Raw genomic sequence first — 19,978 nt, 5'->3', positions numbered from 1 at the left:
ATGTATAATAATTATACATGACATTGTCTGGTGACTATAGCAAGGAGGTCACACCTGTTCCCATGCCGAACACAGAAGTTAAGCTCCTTAGCGCCGATGGTAGTCGGACTTACGTTCCGCAAGAGTAGGACGTTGCCAGGCAATTATAAATGGAGGATTAGCTCAGCTGGGAGAGCATCTGCCTTACAAGCAGAGGGTCGGCGGTTCGAACCCGTCATCCTCCACCATTTAATTTGCCGGCCTAGCTCAACTGGTAGAGCAACTGACTTGTAATCAGTAGGTTGGGGGTTCAAGTCCTCTGGCCGGCACCATGTTTAGAGCCATTAGCTCAGTTGGTAGAGCATCTGACTTTTAATCAGAGGGTCAGAGGTTCGAATCCTCTATGGCTCACCATTAAACAAATATCGCGGGTGTGGCGGAATTGGCAGACGCACTAGACTTAGGATCTAGCGCCTTACGGCGTGGGGGTTCGACTCCCTTCACCCGCATTTGCAGAAGTAGTTCAGCGGTAGAATACGACCTTGCCAAGGTCGGGGTCGCGGGTTCGAATCCCGTCTTCTGCTCCATTATTTTGCCGGGGTGGCGGAACTGGCAGACGCACAGGACTTAAAATCCTGCGATGAGAGATCATCGTACCGGTTCGATTCCGGTCCTCGGCACCATCTTTGAATTAAGCGCCCGTAGCTCAACTGGATAGAGTGCTTGACTACGGATCAAGAGGTTATGGGTTCGACTCCTATCGGGCGCGTAATTAATGCTTCATCCTATGAAAAACGGGAAGTAGCTCAGCTTGGTAGAGCACTTGGTTTGGGACCAAGGGGTCGTAGGTTCGAATCCTGTCTTCCCGATATCTGCTAAAATAAATTTTAAAATGGGGGCTTAGCTCAGCTGGGAGAGCGCCTGCTTTGCACGCAGGAGGTCAGCGGTTCGATCCCGCTAGTCTCCACCATTTATTATTGATTCAAACTAAATTACAACGGCGGTGTAGCTCAGCTGGCTAGAGCGTACGGTTCATACCCGTGAGGTCGTGGGTTCGATTCCCTCCACCGCCACTATTATTAGTTGTAAATTATACTCTGGACCTTTAGCTCAGTTGGTCAGAGCTAACGGCTCATAACCGTTCGGTCGCAGGTTCGAATCCTGCAAGGTCCATATAATTTTGGAGGAATACCCAAGTCCGGCTGAAGGGATCGGTCTTGAAAACCGACAGGGGCTTAACGGCCCGCGGGGGTTCGAATCCCTCTTCCTCCGCCATTTTATTACAATTTAATAAATTTAATTATCATATATTTATGGAGGAATACCCAAGTTCGGCTGAAGGGATCGGTCTTGAAAACCGACAGGAGCTTAACGGCTCGCGGGGGTTCGAATCCCTCTTCCTCCGCCATTAATATCATTATCGCGGGATGGAGCAGTTCGGTAGCTCGTCGGGCTCATAACCCGAAGGTCGGTGGTTCGAATCCGCCTCCCGCAATTACATAATTTGGTCTCGTAGTGTAGCGGTTAACACGCCTGCCTGTCACGCAGGAGATCGCGGGTTCGATTCCCGTCGAGACCGCCATTATTTTAATATTATGGTTCAATAGCTCAGTTGGTAGAGCAATGGATTGAAGCTCCATGTGTCGGCAGTTCGACTCTGTCTTGAACCATTTTATACAAGCCGGCCTAGCTCAACTGGTAGAGCAACTGACTTGTAATCAGTAGGTTGGGGGTTCAAGTCCTCTGGCCGGCACCATTTTCATGGAGGGGTAGCGAAGTGGCTAAACGCGGCGGACTGTAAATCCGCTCCTTCGGGTTCGGCAGTTCGAATCTGCCCCCCTCCACCATTTAATTTAATAGGGGCATAGTTCAAAGGTAGAATAAAGGTCTCCAAAACCTTCGATGTGGGTTCGATTCCTACTGCCCCTGCCATGGCGGTTGTGGCGAAGTGGTTAACGCATCGGATTGTGGTTCCGACACTCGTGGGTTCGATTCCCATCAGCCGCCCTTATTTATTAATGGGCTATAGCCAAGCGGTAAGGCAACGGACTTTGACTCCGTCACGCGCTGGTTCGAATCCAGCTAGCCCAGTTTTATTGGCGGCATAGCCAAGTGGTAAGGCAGAGGTCTGCAAAACCTTTATCACCGGTTCAAATCCGGTTGCCGCCTCCATGAATTATGCGGGAGTAGTTCAATTTCTAGAACACATTCCTTCCCGGAATGAGATATAGGTGCAAGCCCTATCTTCCGCTCCATTTAATTTAATATCATGCGGGAGTAGTTTAACTCTTAGAACACATTCCTTCCCGGAATGAGATATAGGTGTAAGTCCTATCTTCCGCTCCATTTAATTTTTATATTATGCGGGAGTAGTTTAACTCTTAGAACACATTCCTTCCCGGAATGAGATATAGGTGTAAGTCCTATCTTCCGCTCCATTATCACTTCCTGATTGGAAGTTTTTTGTTTATAACATTGAGCCAGCGTGGCGGAATTGGCAGACGCGCGGGACTCAAAATCCCGTTCCTTTTTGGAGTGTCGGTTCGATCCCGACCGCTGGTATAAATAGCGAATTAGTATTTCTCAGAAACCTCATTATTATGGGGTTTCTTTTTTTATGGATTTCATTAAATACCATTGACTTTAAATATTTTGAACATTGAATAGCTACAAAATATTGTGAAAATTATTGGCCTGCAAGGGTGTAGAAATTTTATTTTTGCTTGATAATCTAATTATCAGTTTAACAATACATACTTACTCTACTGATTTTGTAAATAATAGGAAAGTTTGTTGTACATTTATTACATTGATAGTTTTTTAGTTATTTAAACTTTTTTCGCAAAATTTAAGTTGTCAATTTGTTAGAAGTGAACTGACAATTAAAAATCATTTCTTATTCAAACGGTGAGCTGTTATATATTATAAGATACTGTTAAATATTTAAACCTTGGTTTTTAATATTAAACTTCATATTGTAGTTTAGTCGAAAATATAATATTATAAGTCTAATGTTATATTTGGAGGATACAAGAATGGTAAAATCTAGCACAGCCAAGGTTACAGGGAAAACATTTTTTAGTAATATTTTACAAGCTGTTGGAGCAGGTGTAGTCATAGCATTAATACCTAATGCATTGTTAGGTGAATTATTAAAGTTTTTTAAAGAAGGCAACCAATTACTAGAAACTATTTATCAGTTAGTCGTTTTGATTCAATCATTTATGGCATTTATAATTGGTGTTTTAGCAGCGCATCAATTTAAATTTAGCGGTGCTGGTGCCACGATGATAGGAGTTTCTGCTATGATCGGTAGTGGTGCTGTTAAGATGACACCGGATGGATTTTTACTTAATGGCATTGGTGATATCATTAATACTATTTTAGTTGTAATGATATCTTGTTCTTTATATTTGTTATTACAAAATAAATTAGGGTCACTGGAAATGATTTTGTTACCTGTTATTATTCCTGTTATAAGTGGATTTATAGGTTTGTTTACGTTAGGTTATGTATCAAATGTCACTAAAGGAATTGGTCATGTAGTAAATGCATTTACAGAGTTAAATCCATTGATGATGTCTATATTGATATGTGTCACATATGCTTTGTTGATGGTTACACCTATATCTGTAGTTGCTATTGCAACGGCAATTAGCTTATCTGGTTTAGGTAGTGGTGCAGCTAATATGGGTATTGTAGCAGCTTGTGTGACTTTTTTATTTGGTTCAATTAGAGTTAACGGTGCTGGCGTCAATTTAGTATTGATTATTGGTGCAGCTAAGATGATGATTCCTGTTTATTTTAAACATTTAATTATTGCAATACCATTAATCATTAATGGCGTGATTGGTGGCTTAATAGCTTATTTTATTGGAATTAAAGGTACACCAATGTCTGCTGGTTTTGGTTATACTGGTTTGGTTGGACCTATCAATGCGTTTAATCGAATGGATGGAGATCCGACCATGAATATTATTTTATTAGTATTTGGATATTTTATAATACCATTTGTATCAGCATTCTTTGTGCATGAAATTTGTAAAAAAATGATGCGTAAATATACAGATGATATTTATAAATTTGAAATTCCTAAGCAGTAACAAAGTTTTACAATCACATAGATAATAAATAGTTAAGCGTTTTATCTATCTTTCAATATTATAATGCATGTTTATAACAGTCATTATACATATTAATTGATATAAATTTTGAAATCAGAACGACGAGCTAAAAAACACCTTCATATTAAATGGAGGTGTTTTTTTAATATATATAGAATATAGCTGTCAGTTGACGACATCAAATATACCATTTTATGTAATCATACGAACATGAACTTTTAAAATTAAGAAAAATATACAAATCTCTTATTGAATATTTTTGCGTAATTATGTATAATAATAAATATTATAGAAAGGGGATTAATAGATGAAACAAATATTGAAAGTGATTACTGTTTTTTCATTCCTTATAAGTACTTTAATTATTTACATAAATCCAGAAGTAAATGCTAGTGAAAAAGATCAATGGCATAAAATTAAAGAGCGTGGTGAATTGCGTGTTGGTTTATCAGCTGATTATGCACCATATGAGTTTGAACATAATGTTAATGGTAAATCAAAGTATGCAGGCATTGATATTGATATCGCAAAAAAGATTGCGAAAGATAATCATTTAAAATTAAAAATTGTAAATATGCAGTTTGATAGTTTATTAGGTGCGATACAAACTGGTAAAATTGATATCATTATTTCTGGAATGACACCTACACCAGAACGTTTGAAAGAGGTGGATTTTTCAAACCCTTATATGACAGTCGATCAAAAAATGATTATTAAAAAGTCTGAGGCAGATCGTTTCAAAACAATTGAAGATTTTGCGAATAAAAAAATAGGTGTACAAAAGCAAACACAACAAGAAAAAATTGCGCAAACTGAAATCGATAATGCACAAATTCAATCTTTAACACGTGTACCTGAAGTTATAATGTCATTGAAAAGCGGAAAAGTTAATGGAATGGTAATTGAAGGGCCAGTTGCAGAAGCATATTTAAAACAAAATAAAGATTTAACTTTTGCTAATGATGTTAAGTTTAATGAAGGTAGAAAAGAAACGGCAATTGCCTTACCTAAAAATTCTCCCATGCTTATGGATAAATTAAACACCTCTATCAAAGATGTTAAAAATAAAAATTTGCTGGAAGATTATAAAGCGTCAGCTGCTGATGCAATGCAAAAAGATGACGGTAATTTCTTTACGAAATATGGCAGCTTTTTCTTAAAAGGAATTAAAAACACGATTTTAATTTCTATAGTTGGAGTCGTTTTAGGTGCTGTATTTGGTGCATTTATTGCATTATTAAAATTAAGTAAAGTGAAAATATTGAGATGGATTTCTTCAGCTTATATTGAATTTTTAAGAGGCACTCCTTTATTAGTTCAAGTATTTCTAGTTTATTTTGGTACCACAGCAGTTTTAGGTCTAGATATCTCAGCTTTGATATGTGGTATGATAGCACTTGTTATAAACTGTTCAGCTTACATTGCTGAAATTATAAGAGCTGGTATTAATGCAGTTGATAAAGGACAAACTGAAGCTGCAAGAAGTTTAGGACTTACATATGGTCAAACAATGAAATCAGTTATTTTGCCACAGGCTGTAAAAAACATATTACCAGCTTTAGGTAATGAGTTTGTTACTGTTATTAAAGAATCATCAATTGTATCCGTAATAGGTGTTAGTGAAATAATGTTCAATGCACAAGTTGTACAAGGAGCATCATTTGATCCATTTACACCGCTCATTGTAGCTGCAATATTATACTTTATACTTACATTTACTTTATCAAGAGTGATGTATTTCTTCGAAGGGAGATTGAAAGTTAGTGATTAATATTAAAAATTTATATAAATCTTTTGGAAAAAATGAAGTTTTAAAAGGGATAAATCTAACGGTGGATAAAGGTGATGTTGTTGCTATAATAGGTCCTTCAGGTAGTGGTAAAAGTACACTTTTACGCTGTATAAACCTTCTTGAAACCCCTTCAAGTGGTGAAGTGATATTTAAAGATCATAGTTTAACAAATGAAAAAACTAAATTAGAAACACTAAGACAACAGATGGGTATGGTTTTTCAAAATTTTAATTTATTTCCACATAAGAAGGTTATAGACAATATCATATTGGCTCCTAGTTTATTAAAAAAGGGTAATCAAAGAGATTTGAAAAAGGAAGCAATGGATTTGTTGAAAAAAGTTGGATTAGAAGATAAGGCTAATGCATATCCTGCTCAATTATCGGGTGGGCAAAAGCAAAGGGTTGCTATTGCTAGAGCTTTAGCAATGAATCCAGAAGTACTTCTGTTTGATGAGCCCACCTCAGCACTAGATCCTGAAGTGGTTGGTGATGTTTTAGAAGTAATGAAAGATTTAGCCAAAGAAGGTATGACTATGGCAGTTGTAACACACGAAATGAATTTTGCAAAAGACGTGAGTGATAAAGTTGTGTTTATGGCTGATGGTGTCATTGTGGAATCAGGTACACCACAAAATATTTTTGAGCAACCACAACATGATAGAACTAGAAACTTTTTAGCACGTGTTTTATAAATATAAAATCAACCAAGGTGTTTGGCAATGGATTATTGTAATTCATTCATAGCACCTTGGTTTTTTTAATAAATATTGAAAATTGGATTATCGAATTCTCTTATTAATAATGAATATGTTAAACTATAGAATGTATGTTTTTAAGGTGGGGTGTGAAAAATGAATGTAGATCAATTGAAACAAGATGTCATAGACTATGCTCACTCAATTGGTATTGATAGTATTGGTTTTACCACGGCTGATCCATTTGATGAATTAAAGCAAAAATTAGTTGATTATCATGAAAAGGGATATGCCTCTGGATTTGAAGAACCAGATATTGGTTTGCGTACTGAACCTAAGTTAACATTGCCTACTGCAAGATCTATTATTGCTATTGCTGTTGGTTATCCCAATAAATTAAAAGGTGCACCTAGAAGCGTGCGTGGAGACAGAAGAGGTATGTTTGCAAGGGCATCTTGGGGCCAAGATTATCATTCAATCATGAGAAAACGTTTAGATAAATTAGCTGAGTATTTAGAGGCTAGAGTCCCAGATGTGGAAATTAAATCTATGGTTGATACGGGTGTGTTGTCAGACCGAGCTGTTGCAGAACGCGCAGGATTAGGTTATGTAGGTAGAAATGGATTTGTCATAAATCCAGATCTCGGTACTTGGACTTATTTAGGAGAAATGTTAGTTAGTGTTCCTTTTCCTCCTGATGACCCAATCATTGATAGTTGTGGAGATTGTACAATTTGTGTTGACCGTTGTCCAACAGGAGCTTTAGTTGGTGATGGACAACTAAATAGTCAAAAATGTATTAGTTTTTTAACACAGACAAAAGGTTACATGCAAGATGAATATCGATATAAAATTGGTAATCGACTTTATGGCTGTGATACATGTCAACAAGTTTGTCCAAGAAATCGTGGTATTAATACACAGCATGATGATATTGTGTTAGAACCAGAAACATTAAAACCAAGGTTAGTACCATTATTACAAATGAGTAATAAAGAGTTTAAAAATACTTACGGTCATTTAGCAGGTGCTTGGAGAGGTAAAAAACCAATTCAAAGAAACGCAATTCTAGCGTTAGCACATTTTAAAGAGGAAACTGCGATACCCGAATTACAAGAAGTCGCATTAAATGACCCAAGGCCTATGATTAGAGCTACAGCTTATTGGGCAATTGGACAAATTCAGGGAGAGCAAGCAAGACCATTTATTGAAGCACACTACGACAGTGAATTAGAGGAAGTCCAACATGAGATGTTAAAAGGACTAGATATGAGGAGAGAATAAAAAGCATGACGAACCACATTGTATTATTTCAACCACAGATACCCGGAAATACGGGTAGTATCGCTAGAACCTGTGCCGGTACATATACACATTTACATCTAATAAAACCATTAGGATTTAGTACAGATGACAAGATGTTGAAAAGAGCAGGATTAGATTATTGGGATTCTGTAAATATTAGTTATTATGAAAATATAGAATCGTTTTTTGAAAGTACGGAAGGTGAATATTACTTATTAACTAAGTTTGGTGAAAAAACTTATTCTGATTTTGATTTTACTGATGAAGATGAAAATCATTATTTTATTTTTGGTAGAGAAACTACTGGCTTACCTGATTGGGTAAAGGAGAAATATAAAGATACAGCATTAAGAATCCCAATGAATGATAATATAAGATCATTAAATTTATCAAATACTGCATCTTTACTTATTTATGAAGCGTTGAGACAACAAAATTTTCCAAATTTACATTAAATTATATATTAATCGATGAAAAACGACTTTGACATTTGTATAATGAAGATAAAGCTAAAAATAGTTTTTGAAAATTTAGTTGATTATTAAAATTATATAGTTTATGAAGATAGCTTCAAGGGTATTATTATAAATAATGCTAGAACGCGTCTTAAAAGATTAAGAGGAGTGTAATAACTATGGCAATGAACTTTAAAATTTTAGAAAACGAAAAAAGTGTGGCAGAATACGCTGCAGATATTTTAAGAAAACAGTTTAACAATAATCCAACTACTATAGCAGGCATACATCTTTCTAATGATAATGCACCAGTATTAGATGAATTAAAGAAAAATGTAGATGATCATGCAGTAGATTTTAGTCAAATTAATATATTAGATTATGATAGCAATAAGTCTTATTTTGAAGCGTTAGGCGTACCAGAAAGTCAAATATATAGTGTTTCATATGGTCAAGATACAGAATCATTTATAAGTGATAAAATCAAAACTAAAGAAAATAAAGGTAAATTGATTACACAAATACTGTCAATAGATACAAATGGTAAACTAAATGTAAGTATCAATCATGGTCTCTTTTCTGCAAGAGAAGTAATTTTAGTGATTACTGGTTCTGAGAAAAAAGATGTTGTGCATAAATTATATGAAGAAAATGGTAAAACTTCATTTGAGCCATCTGATTTGAAAGCACACCGCATGGTGAATGTTATTTTGGATGAAGCTGCTGCAGAAGGCCTTCCTGAAGATGTTCGTCACTATTTCACTGCACGTTTCGCATAAAATTAAAAATGTGAGGTGTAACTAATGACAAATGATAATGCTAATAAACAGTATTCTAACCATGAAACAGAACCCAAAAATGAAATGGTCGATGATTTTGAAGATATCGTAGAATTGGGAAAAGAAATGGAACAAATTTCTGAAGAAAATGATGAAGATAAACTAGATAAATCACATGATTCAAATGTACGTTCTGATTTAGATAATTAAAGTGTTACGTTTATTTAATAAGTGATTAAATAGTATCTATCAAAGCCTAAATGACATTCTATGAGTACTACTTACAAACAAAATCATTATTTCTTTTATAAATAATTGGAAGCGAGTAAGTGATGATCAAATATTAAAAAATTTGATGTCCTTCTCGCTTCTTTTTATATTTATTTAATCAATGTGCCAAGTTATTTGCTTATGGTTATATGAATAATAAAAAAACAATGCCAACATAAATTTGATTATGTTATTATTAAATCATTATTTGAATTAAGGAGTTATCATTAATATGTTAAGTAACTATTGGAAATACCTCATGATAAGTGCTGTGATTGTAAATTTAATTTCTATAAAAGGCTTTCCTATGGCCATTGGAGCAATATATCTGCCAATCTTATTTAAAATTATTCAACTACAAATCAACTTGTCACATGGACTGGTAGATAAAGTAAATGCTTCTACATTTGTAAAAAGTAATCAAACTGGGATCATTATTAGTGTATTATGTTGTATTGTTATAACAGTATTGTTATTTAAGCCGCTTGGAGGTTTTTATAATAGTTTAACTGGGTTTTTAGGGCTTCTTGTCACAGTTAGTCCTGTGACTATGATTATTGGAGCAATTCTTTTAGTTTTAACTGCAATAGGTATTATACAAGCAGCAAAGGTGAAATTTAACGATGTAACAATTACAAAAGAATAATGAATAGATGTATAAACCAGGAACTAAAAATTAGTTTCTGGTTTTTTTCATGCTAGCAACTAATTAATTAAGCTTTGTAAATCGTTGTTATTAATCAGACATTTTTTATGTAATGAAAACGCTATATTAAGAGATTGCTCAGTTAAATTAATTAATGCTATACTAAAGTTAAATACATATTGAAGGGGAGATTTATAAATGTCAGTTAGAATTGAACATGATACATTTGGTGAAATAGAAGTACCTGCAGATAAATACTGGGGTGCACAAACAGAAAGAAGTAAACGTAACTTTCCAGTTGGAAAAGAACAAATGCCAATTGAAGTTGTTTATGGATTTGCTCAATTAAAAAGAGGGGCAGCATTAGCCAATCATGAGTTAGGAAAACTAAGTGACGCAAAAAAAGATGCTATTGTTCATGCATGTGATCGTATATTAAACAAAGAATTGGATGAACACTTCCCATTAGTCGTTTGGCAAACAGGAAGCGGTACACAAAGCAATATGAACGTCAACGAAGTTGTGAGTTATGTTGCGAATATGTATCTCAAAGAACAAGGTAGCGATGAGTCAATACATCCAAATGATGATGTGAATAAATCTCAAAGTTCAAATGATACTTTCCCTACTGCGATGCATGTTGCACTATATAATGAAATTGAAGTAAAACTTGAACCTGCATTAAAATCATTACGTGATACTTTTAAAGAAAAAGAAGCAAAGTTTAATGATATTATAAAAATCGGACGTACTCATTTACAAGATGCTACACCTATTCGTTTAGGGCAAGAAATAAGCGGATGGCGTTATATGTTAGATAAATGTGAAACATTACTTAGTGAATCAAAAGCGCATATTTTAAATTTAGCAATCGGGGGTACTGCAGTAGGTACCGGTATTAACGCTCATCCAGAATTTGGTGATAAAGTTGCTAAATTTATTTCAAAAAATACTGGGTATCCATTTGTATCATCTGAAAATAAATTTCATGCATTAACTGCGCATGATGAGGTCGTTCAATTACATGGTTCTCTCAAAGCTTTAGCTACTGACTTAATGAAAATTGCAAATGATGTGAGATGGTTAGCGTCTGGACCACGTGCTGGGCTTGCTGAAATTTCTATACCAGAAAATGAACCTGGTTCATCTATTATGCCTGGTAAAGTCAACCCAACACAATGTGAAATGTTGACGATGGTTGCAGTTCAAGTTATGGGTAATGACACTGTGGTTGGTATAGGTAGTTCACAGGGGAATTTTGAATTAAATGTCTATAAACCTGTGATTTTGCATAATACATTGCAGTCTATATATTTATTGGCGGATGGCATGCAAACATTTAACGATAATTGTGCAGTAGGCATTGAACCAATTGAAGAAAACATTGATAATTATTTAAATCAATCACTAATGTTAGTAACAGCATTAAATCCTCATATTGGGTATGAAAAAGCTGCTAGCATAGCTAAAAAAGCCCATCGAGAAGGTTTAACATTAAAAGAATCTGCCATCCAATCTGGATATTTAACTGAAGAACAGTTTAATGAGTGGATTAAACCGGAAGATATGGTTGAACCTAAATAAATTTAAAATCTTAAGGCATATCAATATCTTTGATTAACGACGAAACGTCAATTTCTATTAAAATGAAATAGAAATTGACGTTTTTGCATTTATTTTGAGTCATTTTAACTACAATGTTGTTCGCGCGATAAAAGCTATAGAGAGAATTGAAAATTCAACCTATCTCTTTTAAATTTCATTATCTAAACTAACTGATATTTTTTCTTGTGTTAATGGGTGAATAAATTCAATTTTATAACTATTCAATTGGAGTTGTCTTAAAGTTGAATAACCGTATAGTGGATCTCCAATAACTGGATGTCCAATTTCTGCTAAATGCACACGTATTTGGTGTGTTCGACCCGTGTCTAATTTCAAATCGACTTCACATACATTTTCTTTGACCATATTCGAAGACAAAATGTGTGTAATAGCAGATTGTCCTGTAGTAGATACTCGGCGCTTGTTCGAATGAAATTTATCTTTACCAATAGGCGCATTAATGGTTTGTGGTTTAATAGGTAACAAGCTATGTACCTTTGCTTTATAGATACGGTCTATTTTATTTTCTTCTAACATACGATCTAGGATTTTTTTCATTAAAGGATTTTTAGCAACAATTAATAAGCCCACAGTTTCTTGATCTAAGCGATGTATCGGTTCTGCATAGTCACTATTGATTGTATATATCACATGATTCATTAATGTATTACTTTCTTTTAAATCATTAGGATGCGTTTTAACCCCTTTAGGCTTCATAACAATTGCTAAATCATTGTCTTCATAATAAATTTGTGCATATCGATAACTTGGTAAATAATTACTTTTTTCTTCTGGTGTTGGAATGTAAACTTGATCTCCTGTATGTACTTGTGACGTGAGTTTTGCATTTATATCATTGATTTTAATCTCTTTTGACATATTTAAATTGTGTAAATCTTTTTTTGGTAATTGTAATTGCTGGAAAATTTCTCTAAGTGTTAATTCATCATAATTTTCTGGGATTTGAAATTTCATAATATCCTCCTCTTTAATCAATTATTATCATACCATAAACACGCTGTTAAAAATATTAGACCCAGAGATTGATTTAATAATTTTTTACATTGTTTTAATTCAAGTAAAAAGGAATTATTTATCTATTTTTAAATGCTTTACAAACTTGTATAATGTATGTAAATAGTGTTGTTAAAGAATGGACTGGTTAAATGGAAAAACCGACAAGATTAGCATTATTAAAAGAAATTGCTGAATTTTTAAATGAAGAAACAGAAACATTTAGTATGCTACAAGGCGCATTAAAATCGTTGATTGATGGTAGTGAATTTACTACGGGCTGGATTTTCTTCATTGATGATGTGGGGCAACATGAGCTCGTATCATATAATGGTTTACCAGGAGCATTGGAAAATAATCATTGTCAATATATGCGAAAGGGTACGTGTTGGTGTGTTCAAGCATATCAAAATAAAAAGTTAACGAAGGCTTCAAATATTATAAATTGTTCGAGAATTAATTTAGCCAATCGGGCTTATCATGAAGAAACTGACGGTATTACACACCATGCTACTGTACCGTTAAGGTCTGGCGAAGAGCAATTTGGGTTACTCAATGTTGCAACACCTTATACAAGTAGATATAGTGCAGAAAACTTAGAGTTATTAGAATCTGTTGCATTGCAAATCGGATCTGCAATAAAAAGGATTCTCTTAACCGATCAAGAAAAAGAAGCTGCGCGTATTAGTGAACGTAATAGATTAGCTAGAGATTTACATGATTCAGTAAACCAAATGCTTTTTTCTGTTAAATTGACAGCACACGCAGCATTAGGGATGACACAAGAAAAGGTTTCTCGTAAGGCATTCCAAGTGATTGAAGATACAAGCCAGCAAGCAGTAAATGAAATGAGAGCTTTAATTTGGCAATTAAAACCCGTTGGTTTAGAACAAGGATTAGTTAGTGCACTAAAACAGTATAGTGAATTACTACAGTTAGAGTTAATTGTTAAAGTGGATGGTTTAATTAAACTTCCAAGTCAAATCGAGGAAAATGTTTATAGAATTGTTCAAGAAGCAATGAATAATACGAAAAAACATAGTGAAACCACTCAAGTTCGATTAGATTTAGTTCAAGCGGACAATTATTTATTGGTAACAATCTCTGATTTTGGCAAAGGTTTTGATAAACATAAGTCAAATCTTTATCACTCGCATGGCTTGAATAATATGAAACAAAGGACTAAACAGATAAATGGTAAATTGACAATTGAAGGTGAACCAAACAAAGGTACAAAAATTCATATCTCAATACCATTATAAAGTTTCGAAAGGAAGGTCAAGATGAATCGAATCATTTTGGTAGATGATCACCATATCGTAAGACAAGGTTTAGAATTTCTATTATCAACAGTTGGTGATATAGAGGTTGTTAAAGGCTTTTCAGATGGCAAATCATTTTTAAGTTATTTGGAAGAGCATGAATTACCCGATATTGTATTATTAGATTTAGTGATGCCCAATATGAATGGTATAGAAATCACTGAAATTATGAAGCGAAAATATCCCGAAGTAAAAATATTAGTGCTAACCAGTTATGTAGATGATGAACATGTGATTTCGGCAATTGATAAAGGCGCCGATGGTTATGAAATGAAAGATGTTGAACCTGAGAAGTTGATTAAAACAATTAAAAATGTATTGTCAGGTGAAAAAGTTATCCATCCACAAGCCCAAAGTGTGATGGAATCTGTAAGCAGTAAACCGCACTATACAAACAAACTATCTAAACGTGAATCTGAAGTATTGACAGAAATGGCAAAGGGTAAAACAAATAAAGAAATTGCGGAAACTTTATTTGTCTCAGAAAAAACTGTTAAAACACATGTAAGTCACATATTTGCTAAATTGCAAGTATCTGATCGCACACAAGCGGCTATTTATGCTATGCAGAATAATCTTATATAATATATTAGATGTTATGTAAATATTATTTTACATAGCATTTTTTTATGTTCATCTTCAAAATACCTTGCATTGCGTTTATCCATACTATCTTCTATCCTATCTTGATAATAACTGGTTGAAGTAAAACAAATTCTGCTTCATTAGTAAGGATGTTTTCAACCTTTTACACATAAATAATATCAAAATAAGAGCTAATTAATATAAACGAATTTAGCAACTTACTATGCTATAAAGAGAAATCAGTAGACGAAACAGTACATGGTTATTAAATAAAGCAGATTTGTTCAGAGAAGTATGATATATGGAGGTGAAAAGTGAAAAACAAGATTTAAATTAATTGATTATAAAGACATTGGTTGTGACAAACTTCACTTTGAAACAATGAGATTAAGTAAATGGATTCTTGAGAAGGAATCAATAAATGAATTTTTATCCAAATGAAAATTTAAATGAATAAACAAATAAAATAATTTGTGATGATGTTACCGTAACAACAAATGGTAGGATTAAAAAGTGAAAAAACACTAAAAGTTTGGGCAATTACATATAAATAACATCCTTAATACGTATTTGTAATTGAAGATAAATTTGTGCTTTTTGGGCAATTACTACGTATTATAATAAGTTTGAAATGGAAGATGAATTAGTTATTAGAAGTTCCTTCGTAAGTAAGGAAAGATTGAATGTATACATCATAATTGAAAACAAGGTGGCTATTAACAATCTCAAAGTTAGGAATAATTAATATAGATAATTTAAATACAAATATTATATATAAAGTTGTGCAAGGCAAAAGGCAAACAAGAATACGAGAAAAAATAGAATATGAAAATTTTTAAAAATTTAAAGAAAATTAGACTTTTACTTATCAGTTTATATTAGTGACTAAAATGTAGTAATTATAGTTTTTTACATTGTAATAATAAAATGGATATTTTAATAAAAATGCAATAATTATATAACGTTTATTGTGGTTTAGTTTAATGATAAATTATTTAAAATTTTTAGAGAAAATATTTTTATTTATATTGTTCTACTTGTAAATTGAGGATATAATATAAATAAGTGTAAAATTAAAATAGTTAGGGGCTGTATTTTTGAAGTATTGTAATAATTGTGGGAATAAATTGCAAGATAATCAAAAGTTTTGCGATAAATGTGGTAAAAGTGTAAGCTACAATAACTTAAATTCTAGTTACAATAGTGGTACACCACAACCACCAAAAAAGAACGGTGGTAAAATAGTTATGATAATAATAACCATTATAGTATTTTTGTTGTTACTCGCTGGACTATTATTTGGTGCTTACAAACTGTTTTGGGAAAACGATACTAGTTCAAATGGAACAAATAATAGCTCAATTAGTGGTAATGATACACAAGGGGATGATTCACAAAATAATGAAGATGTGGATGGAGCTCCGACAATTGATGTTTTAACTGATACATTTAATACTACATTTATGAATCAGGATAATAGATCAGGATACGGTTTTATAAGAATAGGAATGAATAAAGATGAAGTAGAAAATAAATTTGGTCAACCTAATGATAGTGTAATAATCGCTGGTACTTCTGCAAGCCAGTACGGAAGCATAGCAGTCCATTACAATCATGATATAGTTGAGAGATACTTTATTGTTCCAAGTAATGATATAACTGTTTATCAATTTATAAACCAACATGGTGACCCAACAATGAAAGCAGATGAAGGCGGAATCGTGTATGATGATAATGCTGATAATGACTTTACAGTAAAAGTATTTGTAGATGAAAATAGCAAAGTGGAGGGTATAGAAAGTGTAGAACAAATTGAAAGGACTGATTCTTCTGATGAATCTGATTCTAATGAAATCATAACAAGTAAATCAAAGGCTGAAAAAATTGGCAAAGATTATTTATTTGAGAAATATGATGATGATTATTGGTTCCACTCTGTTGATGAATATAATGGTATATATAGAGTGAACTATGGAGAAGGCGATGCTAGTCACGCCCATGATGCAATTTATATTGACCAAGAAACTGGGAACATAACTGAAAGTGATCCTAACGAGGAAAATTAAAGTCTCAAATGCTATGTGAATGCATGCTTATTCTAAGAAATAAAATATAATATATATAAAAGTTGTTTCGACAAGATGAAAAATAATAAAAATGGTTGAGTGTTTCAATAACATAATATATGATATTTAGAAAGAATATTTATTAAACGATAATCCTAGAGTTTAATTAAAGGGATACAAGAATGATGAAGCGTGGTTACTAAAAAATAATAAGATATTGGTAATTCTTTAAATGATACTTGTATATTTTGTTACTGTTGAGATAGGTTTCTACTTTAGTAATATTTTCGGTTTTAATAAAGGAATTATTCCTATTATTATAGTTTTTATAGCGATAGCAATTTGGTTTTAGTATAATAAAATTCAAAATTAATCCGTTTGTTTTAGATAGAATAAAGCTTTTAAGCTCTATTCTCATTTAATTTATAAATAAAAATTTTAAGAATTATGATACTATTAAAAAAATCTATACATAACAGAACTGATATTATATCAGTTCTGTTTTTTTGAATTCTATATATACTTTTGTTTCAAAATGTATAATATTACTATATACTATATCTAATAAACATAAAGGGGATGTTATTATGAAGACTAAAAATCTTTCATTGAAAATTGTTATAGCGTTAATTCTCGGTATAGCAATAGGCTCCATACTTAACATGTTTGCGCAATCGAGTTTTGTAGTCAACGTTGATAAATATGTCTTCAATGTTATTGGGCAAATTTTTCTTAATTTAATTTTCATGTTAGTGGTGCCTGTTGTGTTTGTTTCAATTGTGTTAGGTGTAGTAGGTGTGGGTGATCCAAAATTACTAGGTGGTATTGGGTTGAAAACGATTAGTTTCTTTTTAACTACTACTGCAATAGCTATTATTATTGGGATTACTTTAGCTTTAGTTTTACAACCGGGTGAAGGGAAATCAGATTTATTAAAAAGTGAAGATGTTTCAAGTTATCAAAAAACATTAGATAAAGAAGATAATTCACAAAGTTCTGCTGCAAAGCAATCGTTTGATCAAACACTGATCAATCTTTTTCCTAAAAATCCATTACAAGCCATGAGTGAAGAAAATATGTTGCAAATTATTACATTTGCCATTTTTATAGGGGTTGGTTTGATAATGGTTGGTTCGAAAGCTGAAGCGGTACACCGGTTATTTGAGCAAACCAACGAAGTTTTAATGTATATTGTAACGATGATCATGAGCGTATTTGCGCCTATAGGTACTTTTGGTCTTGTTGCACATGCATTTACAGGGGCAGGATTTGGAGCTATCCAACAACTTGGTATGTATTTCTTTATAGTGCTTCTAGCGCTATTTATCCATTTCTTCGTTGTATATGGTTCAGCGGTGAAATTTATGGCTAAATCAAGTCCACTAAAATTCTTTAAGGGGTTTCTTCCTGCAATAACACTAGGTTTTAGTGCTTCGAGTTCCACTGCAACCTTACCAGTATCACTTAAATGTACAAAAAATATGGGTGTTAGACCAGAAGTAGCATCTTTCGTACAACCTCTCGGTGCAACAATAAACATGGATGGAACGGCAATCATGCAAGGTGTTGCGACAATATTTATTGCACAAATCTCAGGTGTAGAGCTTTCATTTATGCAAATTATAACTGTTGTGGTCATCGCTGTTGTAGCATCTATTGGTACAGCTGGCGTACCTGGGGTTGGACTGATTATGTTAGCAATGGTTTTAAATGCCGTTGGATTAGATCCAGCAGCAATTGGTATTATTTTAGGTATTGATAGATTATTAGATATGACACGAACATCTGTCAATATTACAGGTGATGCCGCTTGTGCGCTTATCATTTCAAAAGCTGAAGATAAAAAATTAGCTGCTAGAAATGAAAGTTAATAAAATAATAGATATAAATATAAAGAATTTAAAATCTGAGAGTGGCTCTAACGTTTATATGTTTTGGCCACTCTTTTTAGTTGATATACATGAGAAGTGTTGTAAAATAGATGTTGATATATAAAAGTAGTATTTGTCTTTATAAAAAAACTAAACCATCACAATGATAGCTTAGTTTCAGATTAACCTAATGTGTTACTTATTCAGAAAGAAGTACATTATATAACTCTACAAATTTTTTGCCATCTTTTCTTGGAACCTGGTCAAAAAGCCAAGGCTCTCCGTCTGATTCCATAATAGTTATTCTAAAAGGGGTTAAGGATAGTCCAAATTTAACACTTTGAAGTTCATCAAAAGGGAATAAACTTTTGATTTCATGATTTTCAATTATTCCTTTTGCTTTAAACGTAATTTTATCATTATATAGCGTCAAAATTCCTGGAATCATTTGAGCATTAATAAATTTCATAGAAGTACTGATAGAAATTAGTTTTGTTGAAGTATGAGTATTCAAATGAACATCCCCTTAAAATTTGTTTCTGTTAATATATCATTTTGAAAAATATTATTTAATTTCATGTTCAATAGCAAAAAATAAAAGTAGTGAATGATATCTACATTTCAAATGATATCATTCACTACTTTTTTGATTTGATACATTTTAATAACCGCGATAATTTTAATGTGTCTAAATAAAGTTAAATAGGGGTGTAACCTTTAAAATTTACATATTGATATGCTTGTTTTACTTCAGCCTCAGTAGGTGCTTCTTTATGCTTTAACACATAAGTTATACCTAGTGATTGCCATTTATGCACACCTAGTTGGTGATATGGCAGTATTTCAAAGCGCTTAACGTTATCGAGTGAATTTATAAATTCACCTAACCGCATCAAATCTTGTTTATTATCTGTAAGACCTGGCACCAGCACATGTCTTATCCAAACAGGCTGTCTTTTACGAGAAAGTGTTTTAGCAAAGTTTAATATATGTGTATTAGGTTGGCCAGTTAATTCCTTATGTTTAGCATTATCAATATGTTTAATATCTAATAATATTAAGTCTGTATATTTTAATAAAGCATCTAATTGTTTTTCAAAAGTGGGTGTATTTTTCGCAGTACCAGCTGATGTATCTATACAGGTATGAATATCATATTTTTTTAACGATTGAAATAGGGAGGTTAAGAATTTAATTTGTAGTAAAGGCTCACCACCACTTACTGTCACACCTCCATTTGATGCATCAAAATATGGTTTGAAAGGTATTATTTCGTTTACCATTTCATCAACTGTAACTGCGCGTGTATAGTCATTTATTTTCCAAGTGTCTGGATTATGACAGTATAAACATCTTAGTAAACAACCTTGGGTAAATAAAATATAGCGTAATCCTGGACCATCAACGGTACCCAAACTTTCAACAGAATGTAAATGTCCTTTTAACATATATAGGCCGCCTTAAATTC

At 32.9% G+C, this 19,978-nt stretch carries 16 protein-coding genes, 26 tRNA genes and 1 rRNA gene; 40 read left to right on the top strand and 3 right to left on the bottom strand.

What is annotated here, in order from left to right:
* Positions 1-26 precede the first annotated feature (26 nt).
* The 36 genes from rrf (at position 27) to fumC (ending at position 11,631) form a co-directional block, all read left to right on the top strand.
* Positions 27-141 (top strand): 5S ribosomal RNA (rrf, locus tag KA824_RS11380).
* Positions 142-151: 10 nt separating this feature from the next.
* A tRNA-Val gene (locus tag KA824_RS11375) sits at positions 152-227 on the top strand.
* Between the two features lie 8 nt (positions 228-235).
* Positions 236-311: transfer RNA gene (locus KA824_RS11370), tRNA-Thr, on the top strand.
* Positions 312-317: 6 nt separating this feature from the next.
* A tRNA-Lys gene (locus KA824_RS11365) sits at positions 318-393 on the top strand.
* A 13-nt stretch (positions 394-406) separates the two neighbouring features.
* Positions 407-488: transfer RNA gene (locus tag KA824_RS11360), tRNA-Leu, on the top strand.
* Between the two features lie 3 nt (positions 489-491).
* Positions 492-566 (top strand) — tRNA-Gly (locus KA824_RS11355).
* 7 nt (positions 567-573) lie between these two features.
* Positions 574-662, top strand: a tRNA-Leu gene (locus KA824_RS11350).
* 12 nt (positions 663-674) lie between these two features.
* A tRNA-Arg gene (locus KA824_RS11345) sits at positions 675-748 on the top strand.
* Between the two features lie 26 nt (positions 749-774).
* Positions 775-848: transfer RNA gene (locus tag KA824_RS11340), tRNA-Pro, on the top strand.
* Positions 849-873: 25 nt separating this feature from the next.
* A tRNA-Ala gene (locus KA824_RS11335) sits at positions 874-949 on the top strand.
* Positions 950-978: 29 nt separating this feature from the next.
* A tRNA-Met gene (locus tag KA824_RS11330) sits at positions 979-1,052 on the top strand.
* Between the two features lie 26 nt (positions 1,053-1,078).
* Positions 1,079-1,152: transfer RNA gene (locus tag KA824_RS11325), tRNA-Ile, on the top strand.
* A 9-nt stretch (positions 1,153-1,161) separates the two neighbouring features.
* A tRNA-Ser gene (locus tag KA824_RS11320) sits at positions 1,162-1,254 on the top strand.
* A gap of 40 nt (positions 1,255-1,294) precedes the next feature.
* Positions 1,295-1,387, top strand: a tRNA-Ser gene (locus tag KA824_RS11315).
* Between the two features lie 13 nt (positions 1,388-1,400).
* A tRNA-Met gene (locus KA824_RS11310) sits at positions 1,401-1,474 on the top strand.
* A gap of 11 nt (positions 1,475-1,485) precedes the next feature.
* Positions 1,486-1,561 (top strand) — tRNA-Asp (locus KA824_RS11305).
* Positions 1,562-1,576: 15 nt separating this feature from the next.
* Positions 1,577-1,649, top strand: a tRNA-Phe gene (locus tag KA824_RS11300).
* Between the two features lie 10 nt (positions 1,650-1,659).
* Positions 1,660-1,735, top strand: a tRNA-Thr gene (locus KA824_RS11295).
* A gap of 7 nt (positions 1,736-1,742) precedes the next feature.
* Positions 1,743-1,826 (top strand) — tRNA-Tyr (locus KA824_RS11290).
* Between the two features lie 11 nt (positions 1,827-1,837).
* Positions 1,838-1,911, top strand: a tRNA-Trp gene (locus KA824_RS11285).
* 2 nt (positions 1,912-1,913) lie between these two features.
* A tRNA-His gene (locus KA824_RS11280) sits at positions 1,914-1,986 on the top strand.
* Positions 1,987-1,998: 12 nt separating this feature from the next.
* Positions 1,999-2,070: transfer RNA gene (locus KA824_RS11275), tRNA-Gln, on the top strand.
* A gap of 7 nt (positions 2,071-2,077) precedes the next feature.
* A tRNA-Cys gene (locus KA824_RS11270) sits at positions 2,078-2,151 on the top strand.
* An 8-nt stretch (positions 2,152-2,159) separates the two neighbouring features.
* A tRNA-Gly gene (locus KA824_RS11265) sits at positions 2,160-2,234 on the top strand.
* Positions 2,235-2,250: 16 nt separating this feature from the next.
* Positions 2,251-2,325, top strand: a tRNA-Gly gene (locus KA824_RS11260).
* Between the two features lie 17 nt (positions 2,326-2,342).
* A tRNA-Gly gene (locus KA824_RS11255) sits at positions 2,343-2,417 on the top strand.
* Between the two features lie 41 nt (positions 2,418-2,458).
* A tRNA-Leu gene (locus KA824_RS11250) sits at positions 2,459-2,541 on the top strand.
* Positions 2,542-3,014: 473 nt separating this feature from the next.
* The gene (locus tag KA824_RS11245; protein WP_107386693.1) at positions 3,015-4,082 is read left to right on the top strand and encodes a PTS sugar transporter subunit IIC; all 1,068 of its coding nucleotides are present in this window, start codon (positions 3,015-3,017) and stop codon (positions 4,080-4,082) included.
* 328 nt (positions 4,083-4,410) lie between these two features.
* Positions 4,411-5,874 (top strand): ABC transporter substrate-binding protein/permease, encoded by a 1,464-nt coding sequence (locus tag KA824_RS11240; protein ID WP_064263714.1) that lies wholly within the window; start codon positions 4,411-4,413, stop codon positions 5,872-5,874.
* Positions 5,867-6,589, top strand: coding sequence for an amino acid ABC transporter ATP-binding protein (locus KA824_RS11235; protein WP_064263717.1), 723 nt, complete (start codon positions 5,867-5,869; stop codon positions 6,587-6,589). Before KA824_RS11240 ends, KA824_RS11235 begins: the two co-directional genes overlap by 8 nt.
* 159 nt (positions 6,590-6,748) lie before the next feature.
* The gene (gene queG, locus KA824_RS11230) at positions 6,749-7,876 is read left to right on the top strand and encodes a tRNA epoxyqueuosine(34) reductase QueG (protein WP_107384704.1); all 1,128 of its coding nucleotides are present in this window, start codon (positions 6,749-6,751) and stop codon (positions 7,874-7,876) included.
* A 5-nt stretch (positions 7,877-7,881) separates the two neighbouring features.
* Positions 7,882-8,352 carry a tRNA (uridine(34)/cytosine(34)/5-carboxymethylaminomethyluridine(34)-2'-O)-methyltransferase TrmL gene (gene trmL, locus KA824_RS11225; protein ID WP_107386552.1) on the top strand — a complete coding sequence of 157 codons (471 nt, stop codon included), beginning with the start codon at positions 7,882-7,884 and terminating at the stop codon, positions 8,350-8,352.
* 179 nt (positions 8,353-8,531) lie between these two features.
* Positions 8,532-9,131 (top strand): sugar phosphate isomerase family, encoded by a 600-nt coding sequence (locus KA824_RS11220; protein ID WP_107384706.1) that lies wholly within the window; start codon positions 8,532-8,534, stop codon positions 9,129-9,131.
* A gap of 24 nt (positions 9,132-9,155) precedes the next feature.
* Positions 9,156-9,341, top strand: a complete 186-nt coding sequence (locus KA824_RS11215) for an SAS053 family DNA gyrase inhibitor (protein WP_107384707.1) — start codon at positions 9,156-9,158, stop codon at positions 9,339-9,341.
* Between the two features lie 292 nt (positions 9,342-9,633).
* Positions 9,634-10,047, top strand: a complete 414-nt coding sequence (locus tag KA824_RS11210; protein ID WP_181187692.1) for a hypothetical protein — start codon at positions 9,634-9,636, stop codon at positions 10,045-10,047.
* 198 nt (positions 10,048-10,245) lie between these two features.
* Entirely contained in the window at positions 10,246-11,631 is a 1,386-nt protein-coding gene (fumC, locus tag KA824_RS11205; protein WP_107384709.1) for a class II fumarate hydratase, read from the top strand.
* 168 nt (positions 11,632-11,799) lie between these two features.
* Here the strand turns inward: fumC and KA824_RS11200 are convergent, their stop codons facing one another.
* Positions 11,800-12,627 carry an RluA family pseudouridine synthase gene (locus KA824_RS11200; RefSeq protein ID WP_107384710.1) on the bottom strand — a complete coding sequence of 276 codons (828 nt, stop codon included), beginning with the start codon at positions 12,625-12,627 and terminating at the stop codon, positions 11,800-11,802.
* A gap of 191 nt (positions 12,628-12,818) precedes the next feature.
* Here KA824_RS11200 and KA824_RS11195 point away from each other — a divergent pair, with 191 nt between their 5' ends.
* The 4 genes from KA824_RS11195 to KA824_RS11180 all read left to right on the top strand — a co-directional run bounded on the left by KA824_RS11195 (position 12,819) and on the right by KA824_RS11180 (position 18,510).
* Entirely contained in the window at positions 12,819-13,928 is a 1,110-nt protein-coding gene (locus KA824_RS11195; RefSeq protein WP_181187693.1) for a GAF domain-containing sensor histidine kinase, read from the top strand.
* 21 nt (positions 13,929-13,949) lie between these two features.
* Positions 13,950-14,573, top strand: coding sequence for a response regulator (locus KA824_RS11190; RefSeq protein ID WP_181187694.1), 624 nt, complete (start codon positions 13,950-13,952; stop codon positions 14,571-14,573).
* Between the two features lie 1,097 nt (positions 14,574-15,670).
* Positions 15,671-16,639 carry a zinc ribbon domain-containing protein gene (locus tag KA824_RS11185; protein WP_181187695.1) on the top strand — a complete coding sequence of 323 codons (969 nt, stop codon included), beginning with the start codon at positions 15,671-15,673 and terminating at the stop codon, positions 16,637-16,639.
* A 587-nt stretch (positions 16,640-17,226) separates the two neighbouring features.
* Positions 17,227-18,510 carry a dicarboxylate/amino acid:cation symporter gene (locus KA824_RS11180; RefSeq protein WP_107384713.1) on the top strand — a complete coding sequence of 428 codons (1,284 nt, stop codon included), beginning with the start codon at positions 17,227-17,229 and terminating at the stop codon, positions 18,508-18,510.
* 199 nt (positions 18,511-18,709) lie between these two features.
* Here KA824_RS11180 and KA824_RS11175 read toward each other — a convergent pair whose 3' ends face one another.
* Positions 18,710-19,024, bottom strand: a complete 315-nt coding sequence (locus KA824_RS11175) for a hypothetical protein (RefSeq protein ID WP_226952017.1) — start codon at positions 19,022-19,024, stop codon at positions 18,710-18,712.
* Between the two features lie 184 nt (positions 19,025-19,208).
* The gene (pflA, locus tag KA824_RS11170; protein ID WP_181187696.1) at positions 19,209-19,958 is read right to left on the bottom strand and encodes a pyruvate formate-lyase-activating protein; all 750 of its coding nucleotides are present in this window, start codon (positions 19,956-19,958) and stop codon (positions 19,209-19,211) included.
* Positions 19,959-19,978 lie beyond the last annotated feature (20 nt).

Source organism: Staphylococcus sp. GDY8P198P, assembly GCF_017891615.1.
In the GTDB taxonomy this organism is placed as follows: domain Bacteria; phylum Bacillota; class Bacilli; order Staphylococcales; family Staphylococcaceae; genus Staphylococcus; species Staphylococcus cohnii.
Note: the sequence above shows the minus strand (reverse complement) of the source record. Positions and strands in the feature narration are given on the sequence as shown.

Bases quoted from the DNA above. Each gene is read 5' to 3' on its own strand.
- KA824_RS11245 (WP_107386693.1), top strand. From the start codon at position 3,015: ATGGTAAAATCTAGCACAGCCAAGGTTACAGGGAAAACATTTTTTAGT.
- KA824_RS11240 (WP_064263714.1), top strand. From the start codon at position 4,411: ATGAAACAAATATTGAAAGTGATTACTGTTTTTTCATTCCTTATAAGT.
- queG (WP_107384704.1), top strand. From the start codon at position 6,749: ATGAATGTAGATCAATTGAAACAAGATGTCATAGACTATGCTCACTCA.
- trmL (WP_107386552.1), top strand. From the start codon at position 7,882: ATGACGAACCACATTGTATTATTTCAACCACAGATACCCGGAAATACG.
- KA824_RS11220 (WP_107384706.1), top strand. From the start codon at position 8,532: ATGGCAATGAACTTTAAAATTTTAGAAAACGAAAAAAGTGTGGCAGAA.
- KA824_RS11215 (WP_107384707.1), top strand. From the start codon at position 9,156: ATGACAAATGATAATGCTAATAAACAGTATTCTAACCATGAAACAGAA.
- KA824_RS11210 (WP_181187692.1), top strand. From the start codon at position 9,634: ATGTTAAGTAACTATTGGAAATACCTCATGATAAGTGCTGTGATTGTA.
- fumC (WP_107384709.1), top strand. From the start codon at position 10,246: ATGTCAGTTAGAATTGAACATGATACATTTGGTGAAATAGAAGTACCT.
- KA824_RS11200 (WP_107384710.1), bottom strand. From the start codon at position 12,627: ATGAAATTTCAAATCCCAGAAAATTATGATGAATTAACACTTAGAGAA.
- KA824_RS11195 (WP_181187693.1), top strand. From the start codon at position 12,819: ATGGAAAAACCGACAAGATTAGCATTATTAAAAGAAATTGCTGAATTT.
- KA824_RS11190 (WP_181187694.1), top strand. From the start codon at position 13,950: ATGAATCGAATCATTTTGGTAGATGATCACCATATCGTAAGACAAGGT.
- KA824_RS11180 (WP_107384713.1), top strand. From the start codon at position 17,227: ATGAAGACTAAAAATCTTTCATTGAAAATTGTTATAGCGTTAATTCTC.
- pflA (WP_181187696.1), bottom strand. From the start codon at position 19,958: ATGTTAAAAGGACATTTACATTCTGTTGAAAGTTTGGGTACCGTTGAT.